We start from the raw sequence: 17412 nt of genomic DNA, 5'->3' as shown, positions 1-17412 counted from the left end.
CTGCCATACGATCATGAATTGCGTCGACGTGTGCCCGAAGGGGCTCAACCCGACCAAGGCGATCGGCAAGATCAAGGAATTGATGGTGCGCCGGGCGGTCTGAGGATGGGCAATGTGATGGTCGATACCCAAGACGATTCTCCGCATCAGTCCGACCCCCTTCGTCGCGCACGCCTTCGCTGGCGTGCCCGGCGCGGCCTGCTGGAAAACGATCTGATCTTCGATCGTTTCTTCAGCCGATATGAGCAAGAGCTCAGTGACGCCGACGTGGCCGCACTGACCCGTCTGCTCGAGCTGAGCGACAACGAACTGATGGACCTGCTGCTGGCCCGCACGGAGCCGGAAGGCGACCTGGCAACGCCGGATGTGATCCGCTTGCTTGGCATGCTGCGCACCGTGTGACTTCAGCAGGAATGCGCGGAGTTTTGCAAAATAGGCCGATGGTTGCGATTTGCAACGCTTCGGCTGAAATGACAAGGCCGTACTGAGACCAACGGCCGACAGTACAGTTTTTGCCGCGCAGCTTCCGTCGTGCAAATTATCGAAAACCTGTATCCATACTTCGATTGAGGATGTGCTATGACCCCGTCAGATGTTAAAGCCACGCTATCGTTCAGCGACAACTCGCCGAGCGTCGAAATGCCGATCTACAAGGGCACGATGGGCCCGGACGTGATCGACATCCGCAAGTTGTACGGTCAGACCGGCAAGTTCACGTATGACCCGGGCTTCATGTCGACGGCTGCGTGCAATTCCGCGATCACCTACATCGACGGCGACAAGGGCGAGCTGCTGTACCGCGGCTACCCGATCGAGCAACTGGCCGTCAACGCCGACTTCCTCGAGACCTGCTACCTGCTGCTGAAGGGCGAACTGCCCAATGAAGCGCAAGCCAAGGAGTTCGTGGACACGGTCACGCGTCACACGATGGTGCACGAGCAGATGCACTTCTTCTTCCGCGGCTTCCGCCGTGACGCGCACCCGATGGCGGTGCTGACGGCAGCGGTGGGCGCACTGTCGGCGTTCTATCACGACTCGCTGAACATCAACGATCCGCGTCACCGCGAAGTCTCCGCGATCCGCATGATCGCGAAGCTGCCGACGCTCGTCGCGATGGCCTACAAGTTCAGCGTGGGCCAGCCGTTCGTCTATCCGAAGAACGAACTTTCGTACAGCGCGAACTTCATGTACATGATGTTCTCGAACCCGTGCGAAGAGTACAAGGTCAACGACGTGCTCGTGCGCGCCCTCGACCGCATCCTGATCCTGCACGCGGACCACGAGCAGAACGCTTCGACGTCCACCGTGCGTCTGGCGGGTTCGTCGGGCGCGAATCCGTTCGCGTGTATCGCGGCCGGTATCGCCTGCCTGTGGGGCCCGGCGCACGGCGGCGCCAACGAAGCCGCGCTGAACATGCTGGAAGAGATCGGCTCGGTCGACAACATTCCTGAGTTCATCAAGCAAGTGAAGGACAAGAACTCGGGCGTGAAGCTGATGGGCTTCGGTCACCGCGTCTACAAGAACTACGATCCGCGCGCAAAGCTGATGCGCGAGACGTGCCACGAAGTGCTGAACGAGCTCGGCCTGCATGACGACCCGCTCTTCAAGCTCGCGATGGAACTCGAAAAGATCGCGCTGGAAGACGAATACTTCGTGTCGCGCAAGCTGTACCCGAACGTCGACTTCTACTCGGGCATCGTGCAGCGCGCACTGGGCATCCCGACCTCGATGTTCACGTGCATCTTCGCGATGGCGCGTACGGTGGGCTGGATCGCGCAATGGAACGAGATGATTGCGGACTCGGAGCAGAAGATTGGCCGTCCGCGTCAGCTGTTCATCGGCCAGACGCCGCGCGAAGCAAAGCCGGTGTCGAAGCGCTAAGGCGCGTACGTTCCGGAACGCTGCAAGAGAACCCCGGCGGGCAACCGCCGGGGTTTTTTCATGTCCGCGCGACGGGCTGATGCCGGGCTACGCGCAGCATGAAGCGACGGGGCAGCGGCGAGCCCCTAGTCCGCAAACACTTCCTGCAACGCGCCCAGCGCGGATCCCAGCGTGCTGGCATCGATCGATCCTTCCAGCTTGACCAGCCGTACCTTGTCCACCATACGGATCTGATCCAGCAGGATGAACCCCTGCTTGCGGTTCAACGTGACCGGAATGCGGAAGGGCGCCGGCCTGCCCTCGGTGGTCATCGGCGCGACGATGGCCGTGCGCAGATGATCGTGCAACTCAGGCGGTGAAACGACGACGCAAGGTCGCGTTTTCTGGATCTCACTGCCCAGGGTTGGGTCGAGCGCGGTCAGCCAGATATCGCCGCGGGCTACCATTCCAGCTCCGCATCTTCGCCATTTGCAAACTCGCCCACGACGAGACGGTCGCCGCCGCTCTGCGAGATGGATTTGCTGGCTTCCGCCCAGCCGTGGCGCGCCTTGTTGCGCGGACGACGCAAGACGATTGCGTCATTTTCGACTTCCATTTCGACCTCCTTCTCCAGGCCCAGCTGGGCGAGCAACGGTTTCGGAATCAGAACGCCCTGGGAGTTGCCCATCTTCCGGATAGTGGTTTTCATGGAATCGCTCGTGATCTGAACAGGAAGCACGATGTTATAACTCCATGGGCATGCGCTCAATACAATGTTGGTACGCGCGCGAAACCCCGCGCTTCAACACAGGCTACCGACGCGGCGGCCACACCGCCATTCAGCCAGATGGCCGATCCGCCGCGAGAAACAAAGCAGGCTGGTAGTGCTGATCCGGGTACTGGCACCACTAGCATAAAGCATTGTTTTTAATAGGTTTTTCCCTCATCCTAGTACCCGGGACGCGCGCAGAGGTGGCATAATCGGTTAACAAGCCGTCGCTACACGGCGGCACATTCCCCGCAGTCACATACGAAAGCGCTCACCATGGCACAGACTCTCTACGACAAACTGTGGAACACACACGTGATCCACACGGAAGAGGACGGCACCTCGATCCTCTACATCGACCGTCATCTGCTGCACGAAGTGACGAGTCCGCAGGCCTTCGAAGGCCTCAAGCTCGAACAGCGCCCGGTATGGCGCATCAGCGCGAATCTGGCGGTGTCCGATCACAACGTCCCGACCACGGACCGTACGCACGGCATCGCCGATCCCGTCTCGAAATTGCAGGTCGACACGCTCGACCAGAACTGCGATAGCTTCGGCATCACGCAGTTCAAGATGAACGACCTGCGTCAGGGCATCGTGCACATCATCGGACCTGAGCAGGGCGCGACACTGCCCGGCATGACCATCGTCTGCGGCGACTCGCACACGTCCACGCACGGCGCATTCGGCGCGCTGGCGCACGGTATCGGCACGTCGGAAGTCGAGCACGTGCTCGCCACGCAAACGCTGCTGCAGAAGAAGAGCAAGAACATGCTCGTCAAGGTGGAAGGGCAGTTGCCGCGCGGCTGCACCGCGAAGGACATCGTACTGGCCATCATCGGCAAGATCGGCACGGCGGGCGGAACAGGCTACGCCATCGAATTCGGCGGCTCGACTATCCGCGCGCTGTCGATGGAAGGCCGCATGACCGTCTGCAACATGGCCATCGAAGCGGGCGCGCGCGCCGGCATGGTCGCCGTGGACGACACCACCATCAGTTACCTGAAGGACCGTCCGTACTCGCCGCAGGGTGTCGAGTGGAACCATGCGGTCGAGTACTGGCGCCAGTTCAAGTCGGACCCGGACGCGCAGTTCGACCGCGTCGTCGAACTCAATGCCGCCGAGATCGTGCCGCAGGTGACGTGGGGCACGTCGCCGGAAATGGTGACGTCCATCGACGGCCGCGTGCCCGATCCCGACAAGGAAAAGGATCCGGTCAAACGCGACGCAATGGAACGCGCGCTGACCTACATGGCGCTCCAGCCGAATACGCCGATCGAATCGATCAAGCCGGACAAGATTTTCATCGGCTCGTGCACCAATGCGCGCATCGAGGATCTGCGCGCTGCCGCCTACGTCGTGAAGTCGCTGGGCAAGCGCGTGGCGTCGAACATCCGTCTGGCGATGGTCGTGCCGGGCTCCGGACTCGTGAAGGCGCAAGCCGAGCGCGAGGGCCTCGACAAGATCTTCACGAACGCCGGTTTCGAATGGCGCGAACCGGGCTGCTCGATGTGCCTCGCAATGAACGCCGACCGGCTCGATGCCGGCGAACGCTGCGCGTCGACGTCGAACCGCAACTTCGAAGGCCGTCAGGGCGCGGGCGGGCGCACGCACCTCGTGAGCCCGGCCATGGCTGCTGCCGCGGCGATCGAAGGTCACTTCGTCGACGTCCGCAAGCTCGCTTAAACATTTCGAAAAGGTCCGAACGTCATGGAAAAATTCAATGTGCATAGCGGCCTCGTAGTGCCGCTCGATCGCGAGAACGTGGACACCGACGCGATCATCCCGAAGCAGTTCCTGAAGTCGATCAAGCGCACCGGCTTTGGCCCGAACGCGTTCGACGAATGGCGTTATCTCGATGTCGGCGAGCCCGGCCAGGACAACAGCAAGCGTCCGCTGAACCCGGACTTCGTGCTGAACCAGCCGCGCTATCAGGGCGCGTCCATCCTGCTGACGCGCAAGAACTTCGGCTGCGGCAGTTCGCGCGAGCACGCGCCGTGGGCGCTGGACCAGTACGGCTTCCGCGCGATCATCGCGCCGAGCTTCGCGGATATTTTCTATAACAACTGCTTCAAGAACGGCTTGCTGCCGGTGGTGCTGTCGGAACAGGATGTCGACAAGCTCATCAACGAGACGAATGCGTTCGTCGGCTTCAAGCTGACCATCGATCTCGAAGCGCAGGTCGTGCGCACCGGCGACGGCACCGAGTACACCTTCGACGTGCCGGGCTTCCGCAAGTACTGTCTGCTGAACGGTTTCGACGATATCGGCCTCACGCTGCGCCACGCCGACAAGATCCGCCAGTACGAAGCCGAGCGTCTTGCGAAGCAGCCGTGGCTGAATCACCGGCTCGCCGGCTAAATCCATCACGATCAGGAAAGGAACACACGATGAAGATTGCAGTGCTGCCCGGCGACGGGATCGGTCCGGAAATCATGGCCGAAGCGGTCAAGGTGCTGAACGCGCTCGGCGAGAAGTTCGAGCTGGAAGAAGCGCCGGTCGGCGGCGCGGGCTACGAGGCGCACGGTCATCCGCTGCCCGAGTCCACGCTCAAGCTGGCGAAGGAAGCCGATGCCATCCTGTTCGGCGCAGTAGGCGACTGGAAGTACGACAAGCTCGAACGCGCGCTGCGTCCCGAGCAAGCCATCCTCGGCCTGCGCAAGCACTTGCAGCTGTTCGCGAACTTCCGTCCGGCGATCTGCTATGCGCAGCTGACGGGCGCGTCGTCGCTGAAGCCGGAAATCGTGTCGGGTCTGGACATCCTGATCGTGCGCGAACTGAACGGCGACATCTACTTCGGCGCGCCGCGCGGCGTGCGTCAGGCGCCGGATGGTCCGTTCGAAGGCGCGCAGGAAGGCTTCGACACGATGCGCTATTCGGAACCCGAAGTGCGCCGCATCGCGCACGTCGCTTTCCAGGCAGCGCAGAAGCGCCAGAAGAAGCTGACCAGCGTCGACAAGGCCAACGTGCTCGAAACCTCGCAGCTGTGGCGCGACACGATGATCGACGTGGCGAAGGAATACGCGGACGTCGAGCTGTCGCACATGTACGTCGACAACGCCGCGATGCAGCTGGTCAAGGCGCCGAAGGCATTCGACGTGGTCGTGACCGGCAACATGTTCGGCGACATCCTGTCCGACGAAGCGGCCATGCTGACGGGCTCCATCGGCATGTTGCCGTCGGCTTCGCTCGACAAGGACAACAAGGGCCTGTACGAGCCGTCGCATGGCTCCGCGCCGGATATCGCGGGCAAGGGCGTCGCCAATCCGCTTGCCACCATCCTCTCGGCCGCGATGATGCTGCGCTATTCGCTCGGCAAGACCGAACAGGCGGAGCGCGTGGAAAGCGCGGTGAAGAAGGTGCTGGAGCAGGGCTACCGGACGGGTGATATCGCCACGCCGGACGGCAAGATCGTCGGCACGAAGGAAATGGGCGATGCGGTGCTGAAGGCGCTGTAATCGCGGGAGGCGATTGGCCGCATCGCGGATAAAGCGGCCGATCGTCTCTTTTTACCGCTGTTCCTGCACGATCGATACGAATTTCACCCGGAAGACGCATCGCACCGACGAAAACAGCGGCTTATCGTGTATATTCTTTCGTCATGGCGAAGAACTCTCAATTCTCTCTGGTTTCCATCGGACGCGGCGCACATGCCGTCGCCACGGAACTCGCCATCGGCACGCGTATCGACGCCATTCAAGTTGCGTCCGGGTTCTCCAAAACCACGCGCATTACGAAAATCTCCATCAAAGCGATCACGATTCGCTGATCGTCCCTCGTGTCCGAGCGTCTTCCCCGCGCGGCCACGCCGGGTAAAGATGCGGGGAAGCGTCCACTTCAAGGGTAGTGAGTCATGAACGTAGGTCTCGTTGGTTGGCGCGGCATGGTCGGCAGCGTCCTGATGCAACGCATGCAGCAGGAAGGCGATTTCGACTTGATCGAACCGGTGTTCTTCAGCACCAGCAATGCGGGCGGCAACGCGCCGTCGTTCGCCAAAAACGAGACGAAACTCAAGGATGCAACGAGCATCGACGACCTGAAGAAGTGCGACGCCATCATCACGTGCCAGGGCGGCGACTACACCAACGAGGTGTATCCGAAGCTGCGCGCGGCGGGCTGGAAGGGCTACTGGATCGACGCGGCGTCGGCGCTGCGCATGAAGGACGACGCAGTCATCATCCTCGATCCGGTCAATCTCGACGTCATCAAGGATTCGCTGGTCAAGGGCGGCCGTGATTTCGTCGGCGGCAACTGCACGGTCAGCCTGATGCTGATGGCGCTGGGCGGCCTGTTCCGCGAAAACCTTGTCGACTGGATGACGGCCATGACGTACCAGGCCGCATCGGGCGCGGGCGCGCAGAACATGCGCGAACTGCTCCAGCAAATGGGCGTGCTCTACGGCGCGGCCAAGGAAGATCTGGCGGATCCAGCCTCGGCCATTCTCGACATCGACCGCCGCGTGCTCGCCGCGATGAACGGCGAACGCATGCCGGTCGACAACTTCGGCGTGCCGCTCGCCGGCTCGCTGATTCCGTGGATCGACAAGGATCTCGGCAACGGCATGTCGAAGGAAGAATGGAAGGGCGGCGCGGAAACCAACAAGATTCTCGGCAAGCCGGCGATGGGCCAGCCGGGCTCGATTCCCGTCGATGGCCTGTGCGTGCGTATCGGCGCCATGCGCTGCCATTCGCAGGCGCTGACCATCAAGCTCAACCAGGATGTGCCGCTCGACGAAGTGAACGACATCCTGGCTTCGGCCAACGACTGGGTGAACGTGGTGCCGAACGAACGTGAAGCGTCGATGCGCGATCTGTCGCCTTCGGTCGTCACGGGCACGCTCACGGTGCCGGTGGGCCGCCTGCGCAAGCTGGCCATGGGCGGCGAGTATCTGTCGGCGTTCACGGTCGGCGACCAGCTGCTGTGGGGCGCCGCAGAACCGCTGCGCCGGATGCTGCGCATTCTGTTGGACAAGTAAAGTAAACTACGCGCCTGAAGCGTGTAGCTGAAACAGGAAGGCGTCGCGTTTCACGCGGCGCCTTTTGTTTTGGGCGATCGCGTGCCGTATCGGGGCACAACCGTTTTCGAGCGGGCGGGCCGTGCCCGCGTCGCGTCAATCTCGCCGTATTCCGGAGCCTCAATGATCCAACGACCTCGCCGGTCTCTCGTTTCGACGTCGCGTGCAGCGTTGGCCGCGGTCAGCCTCACTGTATGCGCGATGTTCTGGGCGCATCCCGGCGACGCGTTCGCCCAGGCCAGCGATGCGGCCTCTGCCGCCGCGCCGGGTCAGACCTATGCGGTCAAGCCGGGGCAGTCGCTCAATGACATTGCCGGCGAGCTGACGGGATCGAAGGATCGTGACGTCAAGGCACGTGCGGCGCGCGCACTGTTCGACGCGAATCCGACCTCGTTCGGTAATCACGACATCAACAAGCTGAAGCTCGGCGCCGTGCTGAACGTGCCCGCCGATCTGAGCGGCGCGTCGGCGCCGGCAGCGGCTTCGGCTTCTGCCTCAGCTTCAGCGCCGGTGGAGGCGGCCACTGCCGCTTCCGCGCCGGTCGCGCCAGCTTCGGAAAGCGCGCCGGCCATGGCTGCGAGCGCGGCGCCCGCGTCGTCGGTTGCACCCGCCGCGAGCGCGCCGGCGGACACGGCATCGACGCCCACACAGACGACCGAACCGGCGCCCGCACCTGCCGTCACCGCCAGCGCCTCCGCCAGCACCGCGCCCGCCAAAAGCGGCGGCATGTCGCCGATGCTGATCGGCCTCGTGATCGCGGTCATCGTCGTGCTGATGGTGGTGATGCGGATGCGGCGAGGCAAGCAGCGTCCGACCGAGGCCGCGGACGACGCTCGCTCAGAGCGTGGACCTGAAGCTGGCGCGGCTGCTGCGGCGCTTGCGCGTGCTGATGAGCCTGTCGAGGAAAGCCAGCCTGAAATCGACGCAGCCGCGGCGAATCTCGAACGTGCCGAGGCGCCGCAGATTCCGGCGGCACGCTCCGAATCCGACTTGCCCCCGACGACCGAGGCACACCCTTCGACGTCCGCCCGCGCGACGCCGGAAGCGCCGCGCGAAGTCCCCGTTACCGAAGCGTTCACACCCGTCGCGCCGGCCGCGCATCACCCCGATTTCGTTCCGCCGATGCCTGGTACGCTGGCAGGCGGCGACGCCACGGAGCAGCAAGCACAAGAGGCGCTGGAGCACGAGAGGAGCGTGCGCGAAGCCGTCGCTCGCGAAGCCGAGTCCCGCGAAGCCGAACTGCGCAAGATGACGGAGCGCGAAGAACAGGCACGGGAAGCGGCGGAGAAGGAGATCGTCGGGCGGGAAGCGGAACTGCGTGACTTGCAGGCCCGTACGGCCGATGAGCCGGCGCACTCGCCTGATCTCGCGCCTGATGAAGAACCCGTGCTCAGGCACAGCTTCCCGATGCCGAAGTTCCCGCAGGAGGCTATCCAGGCGCTCGATTCGCTCGACATGGCGTTGCCGCCACGCATGGAACTGAAGGCAGAGCCGTCACCCGCGGCGCCGGTCGAACCCGCGCCGACAGCGGCGCTGGAACCGCCTCCGCGCGAGGCACTGCCGGACACGCCGCCGGTCAGCGCGCGGTCCGCCGGTGAACACGAGATCGACCAGACGCCGATCGAGCAGGCGCCTTTCGTGCCGCAGCCGGTAGCGAATCCTCCGGCGCAGGCTTCGGAGCAACCGTCCGTGGCGTCGCAGATCGAAGCGGGCACAGCAGGCGCGGCATCCGTGGCGGGGCTCGGCGCAACGCGCTTCGGGCCGCTGAGTCTCGATTTCGATCTGGGGCCGTCGTCGAGCGCGACCGAGCCGCTGCCCGCGCTGACGCCCGCGCAGCTCGCGACCATCGCCCGCAACAAGCTCGAACTGGCTGCCGAGTACATCGAACTGGGCGATCTTCAGGGCGCGCGCACCTTGTTGCAGGAAGTGATCGAATCGAACGATTCCGCCACGCGCCAGCAGGCCGCCACGCTGCTCTCGACGCTCGCGCCGCACTCCTGAAATGCGCATTGCTTTAGGCATTCAGTACGACGGCTCGGCGTTTTGCGGCTGGCAGTCCCAGCCGCACGGCAAGACCGTGCAGAACGCGCTGGAGCGCGCGCTCGCGGAGTTTGCGCAGACGCCGCTGCCGACGATCGTCGCTGGCCGCACGGATACCGGGGTTCACGGTCTGGGACAAGTCGTGCACTTCGACACCGACCTGGACCGCGCCGAGTTCTCCTGGGTGCGCGGCACCAACGCCTTTCTGCCGGAGACCGTCGCCGTGCAATGGGCCCGGCCGATGCCCGACGATTTCCACGCGCGTTTCGCGGCGTTCGAGCGCACTTACTATTACGTGCTGTATGTGAATCCGGTGCGCTCGCCGATGCTGGCGAGGCGCGCGGGCTGGGTCCATACGCCGCTCGATGTCGCCGCGATGCGCGACGCGGCTGCCTGCCTGATCGGCGAGCATGATTTTTCGTCGTTCCGCGCCGCCGATTGCCAGTCGAAGACGCCGGTCAAGCATCTCCATCAGATCGATGTGCGGGAACAGGGCGACTTCATCCACTTCCGCTTGCGCGCCAATGCGTTCCTGCATCACATGGTGCGCAACCTGATGGGATGTTTCGTGGCGATCGGCCGGGGGCGTCATCCGGCGTCATGGATGGCCGACGTGCTCGCCGCGCGCGACCGGCGCATCGCCGCGCCCACTTTCATGCCGGACGGGCTGTATCTTGCCGAGGTCGGCTATCCTGAACACTTTGCGGTGCCGCCGCCGCACCTCGCTGCCATGCCCTGGAGCGCCGTCTGGGCCGAGCCGACATGAACGAAACCGATCTGCATCGAACCCGCATCAAACTGTGCGGACTGTCGCGCGTCGAGGACGTGCAGCATGCCGTGGCGCTTGGCGCGGACGCCGTCGGCTTTGTGTTCTATCCGCCCAGCCCGCGCTCGGTGAGCGTCGCGCAGGCGGCCGAACTGGCCCGGCATGTGCCGCCGCTGGTCTCGATCGTCGGCCTGTTCGTGAATGCGACGCCCGACTGGATCCGCGAAGTCACGTCGAATGTGCCGCTCTCGCTGCTGCAATTCCACGGCGATGAAACCCCCGAACAATGCGAGGAACTGGCGCGCATTGCGGGTTTGTCCTATTGGCGCGCACTGCGAATTGGGCCTGATGCGTCCCCAGGCCATTTGATAGAATCGTCAAATCAGTTCAAAGCCGCAGGCGGCCTTCTGCTCGACGCCCTCGTCGAGGGCTTCGGCGGCGGTGGAAAGGTATTCGATTGGTCACTTATCCCAACAGATCTCGGGCATCAGGCCGTTTTGAGTGGTGGCTTGAACGCGCAAAACGTCCATGACGCCATTCGGCGTGTGCGCCCGTACGCGGTCGATGTCTCCAGCGGCATCGAAGTACCGGGCGCCAAGGGCGTGAAAGATCCCGCCCGAATGGCGGCATTCGTGCGCGCGGTGCGCGCAGCGGATGCTGGGTAAATCGAACGCGGAACGCACAGCCGGTCTGCGTAACCGAGAGTGACGCAAATGTACAACTTGCCAGACGAAAGAGGCCATTTCGGCCAGTTTGGAGGCGTTTTCGTCTCCGAAACGCTCATCCACGCGCTCGACGAATTGCGCGTCGCGTATGAAGCGGCTCAAAAAGATCCCGAATTCATCGCTGAGTACGAGTACGAGCTCAAGCACTACGTGGGCCGTCCGTCGCCCATTTATCATGCGCGGCGCTGGAGCGAGATGCTGGGCGGCGCGCAGCTTTATCTGAAGCGCGAGGACCTGAATCACACGGGCGCGCACAAGGTCAACAACGTGATCGGTCAGGCGCTGCTCGCCCGCAAGATGGGCAAGCCGCGTGTGATCGCGGAAACCGGCGCGGGCCAGCACGGCGTGGCGACGGCGACCATCGCGGCGCGTTTCGGCATGGAATGCGTGGTCTACATGGGTGCGGAAGACGTGCGCCGGCAGGCCGCGAATGTCTATCGAATGAAGTTGCTCGGTGCGACGGTCGTGCCGGTGGAATCCGGCTCGAAGACGTTGAAGGACGCCCTCAACGAAGCGATGCGCGACTGGGTCACGAATGTCGAGAACACGTTCTACATCATCGGCACGGTAGCGGGTCCGCATCCCTATCCGATGATGGTGCGCGACTTCCAGCGCGTGATCGGCGACGAATGCCGCGTGCAGATGCCTGAGATGGCCGGTCGTCAGCCGGACGCGGTGATCGCGTGCGTTGGCGGCGGATCGAATGCGATGGGCATCTTTTATCCTTACATCGACGACAAGGACGTGCGGCTGATCGGCGTCGAAGCGGCGGGAGACGGCATCGACACCGGCCGTCACGCTGCCTCGCTGATGGGCGGAAGCCCCGGCGTGTTGCACGGCAATCGTACTTATCTGCTGCAGGACGCGGACGGGCAGATCATCGAGACGCATTCGATCTCGGCGGGCCTGGACTACCCGGGCGTGGGCCCCGAGCACGCATGGCTGAAGGACGAGGGTCGTGCCGAATACGTCGGCATCACCGACGACGAAGCGCTCAAGGCCTTCCACGACTGCTGCCGCATCGAGGGCATCATCCCTGCGCTTGAATCGAGCCACGCGCTCGCCTACGGCGCGAAGCTCGCGCAGACGCTGCCGCGCGACAAGGTGCTGCTCGTCAATCTGTCGGGCCGGGGTGACAAGGACATGCATACGGTCGCCGAGCGATCGGGCATCCAGTTCTGAGCCCCCGATAGATGCGCACCGTCATCGACGAGCCCTTGTCCGCCGGCGCTCTCACCAGCGCCGGCAGCGACATTCGCAACCGTGACTTTCTGGCCGATGCCGAGAACATCCCCAATGCGTCGATTGATCTGGTCGTCGCCGATCCGCCTTATGGTCTGGGCAAGGATTACGGGAACGACTCGGACATGTTGTCCGGCGAGGCTTTCCTGGAGTGGACGTATCGATGGCTTGACCTGGCGATACCGAAGCTGAAGCCCAGCGGCTCGCTGTACATCTTCTGCACGTGGCAATACTCGCCCGAACTCTTCGTGTTCCTGAAGCGGCGCCTGCTGATGATCAACGAGATCGTCTGGGACCGCCGTGTGCCGAGCATGGGGGGAACGACGCGTAAATTCACGTCAGTGCATGACAACATCGGTTATTTCGCGGTATCGAAGGATTATTACTTCGATCTCGATCCGGTGCGCATCCCCTACGACGCAGAGACGAAAAAGGCGCGCTCGCGCAAGATCTTCGAAGGCAGCAAGTGGCTGGAGCTCGGCTATAACCCGAAGGATGTCTGGTCCGTATCGCGGCTGCATCGGCAGCACGCGGAGCGGGTCGATCATCCGACGCAAAAGCCTCTGGAGATCGTCGAACGCATGGTGCTGGCGAGCTGTCCGCCGGGCGGGCGCGTGCTCGATCCGTTCATGGGCAGCGGCACGACCGCAGTGGCCTGTGCCCGTCACGGCCGAGCTTTTACCGGCTACGAGATCAACGCGGATTACTGTGCAATTGCGGAAAACCGGCTGGCCGAGGATCGCAAGCCGAAACTGCCGGAGACCCGCCGCCGACCGCCGCTCGTGATCGACGCCGCGACTGAAACGGCCGAATAACGCCCGTAGCACGCATTTTCGTCGCAGATCGCCTCCGATGTTCGCACGACTTCAGAGGCCAACGAATCCGAATCGAGAATTCTCATGTCCCGTATCAAGAACACTTTTGCGGCGCTGGCCACGCAAGGCCGGAAGGGATTGATCCCGTTCATTACCGCCGGCGACCCGAACCCGGAACAGACGGTCGAATTCATGCATGCGCTGGCCAAGGGCGGCGCGGACGTCATCGAACTGGGCGTGCCGTTTTCCGACCCGATGGCGGACGGTCCCGTCATCCAGCGTTCCTCGGAACGGGCGCTGGCGCGCGGCGTTACGCTGAAGCGCGTGCTCGCCGACGTGGCGCGCTTCCGCGAAACCAACGACACGACGCCCGTTGTCCTGATGGGCTATGCCAATCCGATCGAACGCATGGGCGCCCAGCACTTCGCGAAAGCCGCCCAGGAAGCTGGCGTGGACGGCGTGCTGGTGGTGGACTACCCGCCCGAGGAAGCTGCGGACTTCGGTCAGGCCATGACCGCGGCCGGCATCGATCCGATCTTCCTGCTCGCGCCCACGTCCACCGACGCGCGCGTGGCGGCGGTCGGCAAAATTGCGAGCGGCTATGTCTATTACGTCTCCCTCAAGGGCGTGACCGGCTCGGCAAATCTGGACGTTTCCAGCATCGCGAGTAAAATCCCGGCCATCAAGTCGCATGTGCCCCTGCCGATCGGCGTCGGTTTCGGCATTCGCGACGCGCAAACCGCCCGCGCCGTCGCCGAAGTCGCGGATGCCGTCGTGATCGGCAGCCGCCTCGTGCAACTGCTCGAGGAAGCCAAGCCCGACACCGCTGCCGCGTCGCTGACGAGTTTCATCGCGGAAATTCGTCAGGCGCTCGATGCCTGAGTAAAATACGCGCCGCCGCGGCCCGCCCGATTCTGGGCGCGCCGTGCGGCGACTGAATAGTCAAGGAAAAACGATGAGCTGGCTCGACAAACTGCTGCCGCCCAAGATCAAGCAAACCGATCCCAAAAGCCGCAAGGGCATTCCCGAAGGCCTGTGGGTGAAGTGCCCGTCGTGCGAGGCCGTGCTGTATCGCAACGACGTCGAGGCGAACCTGCATGTCTGCCCGAAGTGCAGCCATCACATGCGCATCGGCGCGCGCGAGCGGCTCGACCGCCTGCTGGATCCGGAAGGCCGTTATGAAATCGGCCAGGAAGTCGTGCCGGTCGATGCGCTCAAGTTCAAGGACAGCCGCAAGTACCCGGACCGCATCAAGGAAGCAATGGACGACACCGGCGAAACCGACGCCATGGTCGTCATGGGCGGCGCCATCCATACGATTCCCTGCGTGGTCGCCTGCTTCGAGTTCTCCTTCATGGGCGGCTCGATGGGTTCGGTGGTCGGCGAACGCTTCGCCCGCGGCGCGCGCAATGCGCTCGAACAAAACGTGCCGTTCATCTGCTTCACGGCTTCGGGCGGCGCCCGCATGCAGGAAAGCCTGCTTTCGCTGATGCAGATGGCCAAGACCACTGCCTTGCTGACCAAGCTGGCTGACGCCAAGCTGCCTTTCATCTCCGTCCTGACGGATCCGACGATGGGCGGCGTGTCGGCGAGCTTTGCGTTCCTGGGCGACGTGGTCATCGCCGAGCCGAAGGCGCTGATCGGCTTCGCCGGTCCGCGCGTGATCGAGCAGACCGTGCGCGAGAAATTGCCGGAAGGCTTCCAGCGTGCCGAATTCCTGCTGACGAAGGGCGCGGTCGACATGATCGTGGACCGCCGCAAGCTGCGCGAGGAAATCGCCCAGTTGATGGCGCTGATGACCCGGCAGCCGGCCGACGCCGTCGCCTGAGCGTGCCCCACGCAGCGCCGCGCCGCGCGTGAACCCTCAAGGTTCCGCGCGGCGTTTTTGCTTTCATCATTCCGCATATGAACACTTTTCCCTCCCTCGACGCCTGGCTTACCCATCTGGAAGCCGCGCATCCGGTCGGCATCGACATGGGGCTGACGCGCATCGGCCGGGTCAAGGACGCGCTCGGCCTGCACTTCGACTGCCCGGTGATCACGGTCGGCGGCACGAACGGCAAGGGCTCGACCTGCGCGATCCTCGAAACCATCCTGCTGCGCGCGGGTTATCGCGTGGGCTGCCACACGTCGCCGCATCTGCTGACCTTCAACGAAAGGGCGCGCATCGATGGCGCCGAGGCCAGCGATGCCGACCTGCTCGAGCACTTCGAGGCCGTGGAAAAGGCGCGCGCGAGCCTGCCTGAGCCGGTGTCGCTGACGTACTTCGAATTCACGACCCTGGCCATCCTGCATCTGTTCGCGTCGCGCGGGCTGGACGCGGTGGTGCTCGAAGTCGGGCTCGGCGGACGTCTGGACGCGGTGAATATCGTCGATACGGATTGCGCGGTGATCACGAGCATCGACATCGACCATACGGACTTTCTCGGTGACACGCGCGAGAAGATCGGCTTCGAGAAGGCAGGCATCTTCCGCTCGGGCAAGCCCGCGATCTGCGGCGATCCGTCGCCGCCGCAAAGCCTGATCGATCATGCCGAAGCAGTCGGTGCGGATCTCTGGCTGGTCGGCCGCGACTTCCGTTACGAAGCGCAGCCGGGCAACGAGCGCCAGCAGTGGAGCTATCTCGGCCGTGAGCAGCGTCGTTCGGCGCTCGCCTATCCGGCGCTGCGCGGCGCGAACCAGCTGATCAACACGTCGGCGGCGCTGGCGGCGCTGGAATCCTTGCGCGACCGCGTGCCGGTGTCGGCGCAGGACATCCGGCTCGGACTTGCCAACGTGGAGCTGGCAGGCCGCTTCCAGGTGTTGCCCGGCAAGCCGCAAGTCATTCTCGATGTCGCGCACAATCCGCATGCAGCCGCGGTACTGGCGCAAAATCTCGGCAACATGGGCTACTTTCCGTACACTTACGCGGTGTTCGGCGCCATGCGCGACAAGGACATCGAAGGTGTGCTGACGCATCTGAAAGGCGAGATCGATCACTGGAACGTGACCGCGCTGCCAACGCCGCGGGGTGCATCGGCGGAGCTGCTGGAGAGCGCTTTGCGCGATGCCGGGGTCAACGACGGACCCGACAGCAGCGTTTCCCGTTTTGAAAACCCTGCCGCCGCCTTTCAAGACGCATTAAGCAGGGCCTCCGAAAATGATAGAATTTTGGTTTTCGGCAGTTTCTACACGGTGGCCGGCGTCATGGCCTTCCGCAAGTCGCAACATCATTGAGCGGCATCACTGAGACGGGCGGCCGTCGGCGCTGATCGGCAGCATTCGCAGGATCAGCACTCGCGGGCACCCATCTGCACCAAGCGATACATGGGACTCTTCTCGTTCGGCAAGAAAGACGACTCCGGTCGCGACGCATATTCGGACTCCGGACGCGGTTCGCGTCAAACCGTCCGCACGGAACGCCGCACGCGCAGATCCGAGCGCACCGACGCCGACGCCATGATGCTCGACCCCACGCTGCCGGAAAAGCAGCGCGCGCGCCGCCGGCTGGTGGGCGCCATTGCGCTGGTGCTGGCGGCGGTCATCATCCTGCCGATGGTGCTCGACTCCCGCCCGAAGCCCGTCACCGACGACATCTCCATCGACATTCCGAATCGCCCCGCGCCGGCCATGAAGCCGTCGCGCGACGCGAACGACGCCGACACGCAAGCGGGCGTGGCCCACGATGGCCCGGTGAACGCGTCGGGTAGTGTCACCGGCGGCATGACGCCGCCGCAGGCCGCGTCGTCGGCGGCGGTGGCGCAGGCCAAGCCGGACGCCAAGGAAGCACCCAAGCCCGAAGCGAAGCCGCAGGCATCGAAGCCTGCCGCCACCGCTACTCAGGCTGCCAAGCCCCCCGCAGCCAAGCCGCAGGCCACGACACCTTCCGAAGACGCCAACGCGACCACCGCGGCCAACGCCGCTGCGAGCGCCGCGAACACGCCGGCATCGCCGGCCGGCAGCCGCTTCGTGCTGCAGATCGGCCAGTTCGACGACGAAACCGCCGCTCAGAACTGGGTCAGCAAGTTGAAGTCCGCGGGTGTGCCCGCATATCTCGAACATCGCAAGCAATCGGACGGCTCGACCCGTTCGCTGCTGCGCGCCGGGCCGTTCGCGGATCGCGCGGCGGCGCAGGCGGCGCTGGTCAAGGTGCGCCAGGCCGGTCTCGGCGGCGGCACCCGGTCGACATCGAACTAAGCGCC

The 17412-nt window shown here is 64.0% G+C and carries 18 protein-coding genes and 1 pseudogene; 17 read left to right on the top strand and 2 right to left on the bottom strand.

Annotated elements, in window-relative coordinates; translation table 11 throughout:
* The 3 genes and pseudogenes from sdhB to QCE69_RS34105 all read left to right on the top strand — a co-directional run.
* Window positions 1-103, top strand: a pseudogene (gene sdhB, locus QCE69_RS34115) (succinate dehydrogenase iron-sulfur subunit); the annotation flags it as partial.
* Between the two features lie 2 nt (window positions 104-105).
* Entirely contained in the window at window positions 106-402 is a 297-nt protein-coding gene (locus QCE69_RS34110; protein WP_309821147.1) for a succinate dehydrogenase assembly factor 2, read from the top strand.
* Between the two features lie 177 nt (window positions 403-579).
* Entirely contained in the window at window positions 580-1881 is a 1302-nt protein-coding gene (locus tag QCE69_RS34105; protein ID WP_309927274.1) for a citrate synthase, read from the top strand.
* A gap of 125 nt (window positions 1882-2006) precedes the next feature.
* Here QCE69_RS34105 and QCE69_RS34100 read toward each other — a convergent pair whose 3' ends face one another.
* Window positions 2007-2327: a type II toxin-antitoxin system PemK/MazF family toxin gene (locus QCE69_RS34100; RefSeq protein ID WP_309935316.1), complete on the bottom strand. Its 321-nt coding sequence runs from the start codon at window positions 2325-2327 to the stop codon at window positions 2007-2009.
* Window positions 2321-2569 (bottom strand): AbrB/MazE/SpoVT family DNA-binding domain-containing protein, encoded by a 249-nt coding sequence (locus tag QCE69_RS34095; RefSeq protein WP_309927269.1) that lies wholly within the window; start codon window positions 2567-2569, stop codon window positions 2321-2323. Before QCE69_RS34095 ends, QCE69_RS34100 begins: the two co-directional genes overlap by 7 nt.
* A gap of 336 nt (window positions 2570-2905) precedes the next feature.
* Here QCE69_RS34095 and leuC point away from each other — a divergent pair, with 336 nt between their 5' ends.
* The 14 genes from leuC (at window position 2906) to QCE69_RS34025 (ending at window position 17407) form a co-directional block, all read left to right on the top strand.
* The gene (leuC, locus tag QCE69_RS34090; protein ID WP_309927267.1) at window positions 2906-4315 is read left to right on the top strand and encodes a 3-isopropylmalate dehydratase large subunit; all 1410 of its coding nucleotides are present in this window, start codon (window positions 2906-2908) and stop codon (window positions 4313-4315) included.
* Window positions 4316-4339: 24 nt separating this feature from the next.
* Entirely contained in the window at window positions 4340-4990 is a 651-nt protein-coding gene (leuD, locus tag QCE69_RS34085) for a 3-isopropylmalate dehydratase small subunit (protein WP_309935315.1), read from the top strand.
* Between the two features lie 29 nt (window positions 4991-5019).
* Window positions 5020-6087, top strand: coding sequence for a 3-isopropylmalate dehydrogenase (gene leuB, locus QCE69_RS34080; RefSeq protein WP_309927265.1), 1068 nt, complete (start codon window positions 5020-5022; stop codon window positions 6085-6087).
* A gap of 143 nt (window positions 6088-6230) precedes the next feature.
* Entirely contained in the window at window positions 6231-6398 is a 168-nt protein-coding gene (locus QCE69_RS34075) for a hypothetical protein (RefSeq protein WP_309935313.1), read from the top strand.
* Window positions 6399-6482: 84 nt separating this feature from the next.
* The gene (asd, locus tag QCE69_RS34070) at window positions 6483-7604 is read left to right on the top strand and encodes an aspartate-semialdehyde dehydrogenase (RefSeq protein ID WP_309935312.1); all 1122 of its coding nucleotides are present in this window, start codon (window positions 6483-6485) and stop codon (window positions 7602-7604) included.
* A gap of 162 nt (window positions 7605-7766) precedes the next feature.
* Window positions 7767-9644, top strand: coding sequence for a FimV/HubP family polar landmark protein (locus QCE69_RS34065; RefSeq protein WP_309927261.1), 1878 nt, complete (start codon window positions 7767-7769; stop codon window positions 9642-9644).
* Window position 9645: 1 nt separating this feature from the next.
* Entirely contained in the window at window positions 9646-10449 is an 804-nt protein-coding gene (gene truA / locus QCE69_RS34060) for a tRNA pseudouridine(38-40) synthase TruA (RefSeq protein WP_309935311.1), read from the top strand.
* Entirely contained in the window at window positions 10446-11114 is a 669-nt protein-coding gene (locus QCE69_RS34055; protein ID WP_309927256.1) for a phosphoribosylanthranilate isomerase, read from the top strand. Before truA ends, QCE69_RS34055 begins: the two co-directional genes overlap by 4 nt.
* Before the next feature lie 48 nt (window positions 11115-11162).
* Window positions 11163-12356 carry a tryptophan synthase subunit beta gene (gene trpB / locus QCE69_RS34050; RefSeq protein WP_309927254.1) on the top strand — a complete coding sequence of 398 codons (1194 nt, stop codon included), beginning with the start codon at window positions 11163-11165 and terminating at the stop codon, window positions 12354-12356.
* An 11-nt stretch (window positions 12357-12367) separates the two neighbouring features.
* Entirely contained in the window at window positions 12368-13231 is an 864-nt protein-coding gene (locus tag QCE69_RS34045) for a site-specific DNA-methyltransferase (protein WP_309935310.1), read from the top strand.
* Between the two features lie 84 nt (window positions 13232-13315).
* On the top strand, window positions 13316-14113 hold the full coding sequence (trpA, locus tag QCE69_RS34040; RefSeq protein WP_309935309.1) for a tryptophan synthase subunit alpha: 798 nt from the start codon (window positions 13316-13318) through the stop codon (window positions 14111-14113).
* 73 nt (window positions 14114-14186) lie between these two features.
* On the top strand, window positions 14187-15059 hold the full coding sequence (accD, locus tag QCE69_RS34035) for an acetyl-CoA carboxylase, carboxyltransferase subunit beta (RefSeq protein ID WP_309821132.1): 873 nt from the start codon (window positions 14187-14189) through the stop codon (window positions 15057-15059).
* A gap of 77 nt (window positions 15060-15136) precedes the next feature.
* The gene (folC, locus tag QCE69_RS34030) at window positions 15137-16447 is read left to right on the top strand and encodes a bifunctional tetrahydrofolate synthase/dihydrofolate synthase (RefSeq protein WP_309935307.1); all 1311 of its coding nucleotides are present in this window, start codon (window positions 15137-15139) and stop codon (window positions 16445-16447) included.
* 90 nt (window positions 16448-16537) lie between these two features.
* A complete protein-coding gene (locus QCE69_RS34025) occupies window positions 16538-17407 on the top strand; it encodes an SPOR domain-containing protein (RefSeq protein WP_309935305.1) in 870 nt (289 codons plus the stop codon).
* The last annotated feature ends 5 nt before the right edge of the window (window positions 17408-17412 follow it).

It is taken from the genome of Caballeronia sp. LZ032 (genome assembly GCF_031451315.1).
Classification (GTDB): Bacteria; Pseudomonadota; Gammaproteobacteria; order Burkholderiales; family Burkholderiaceae; genus Caballeronia.
Note: the sequence above shows the minus strand (reverse complement) of the source record. Positions and strands in the feature narration are given on the sequence as shown.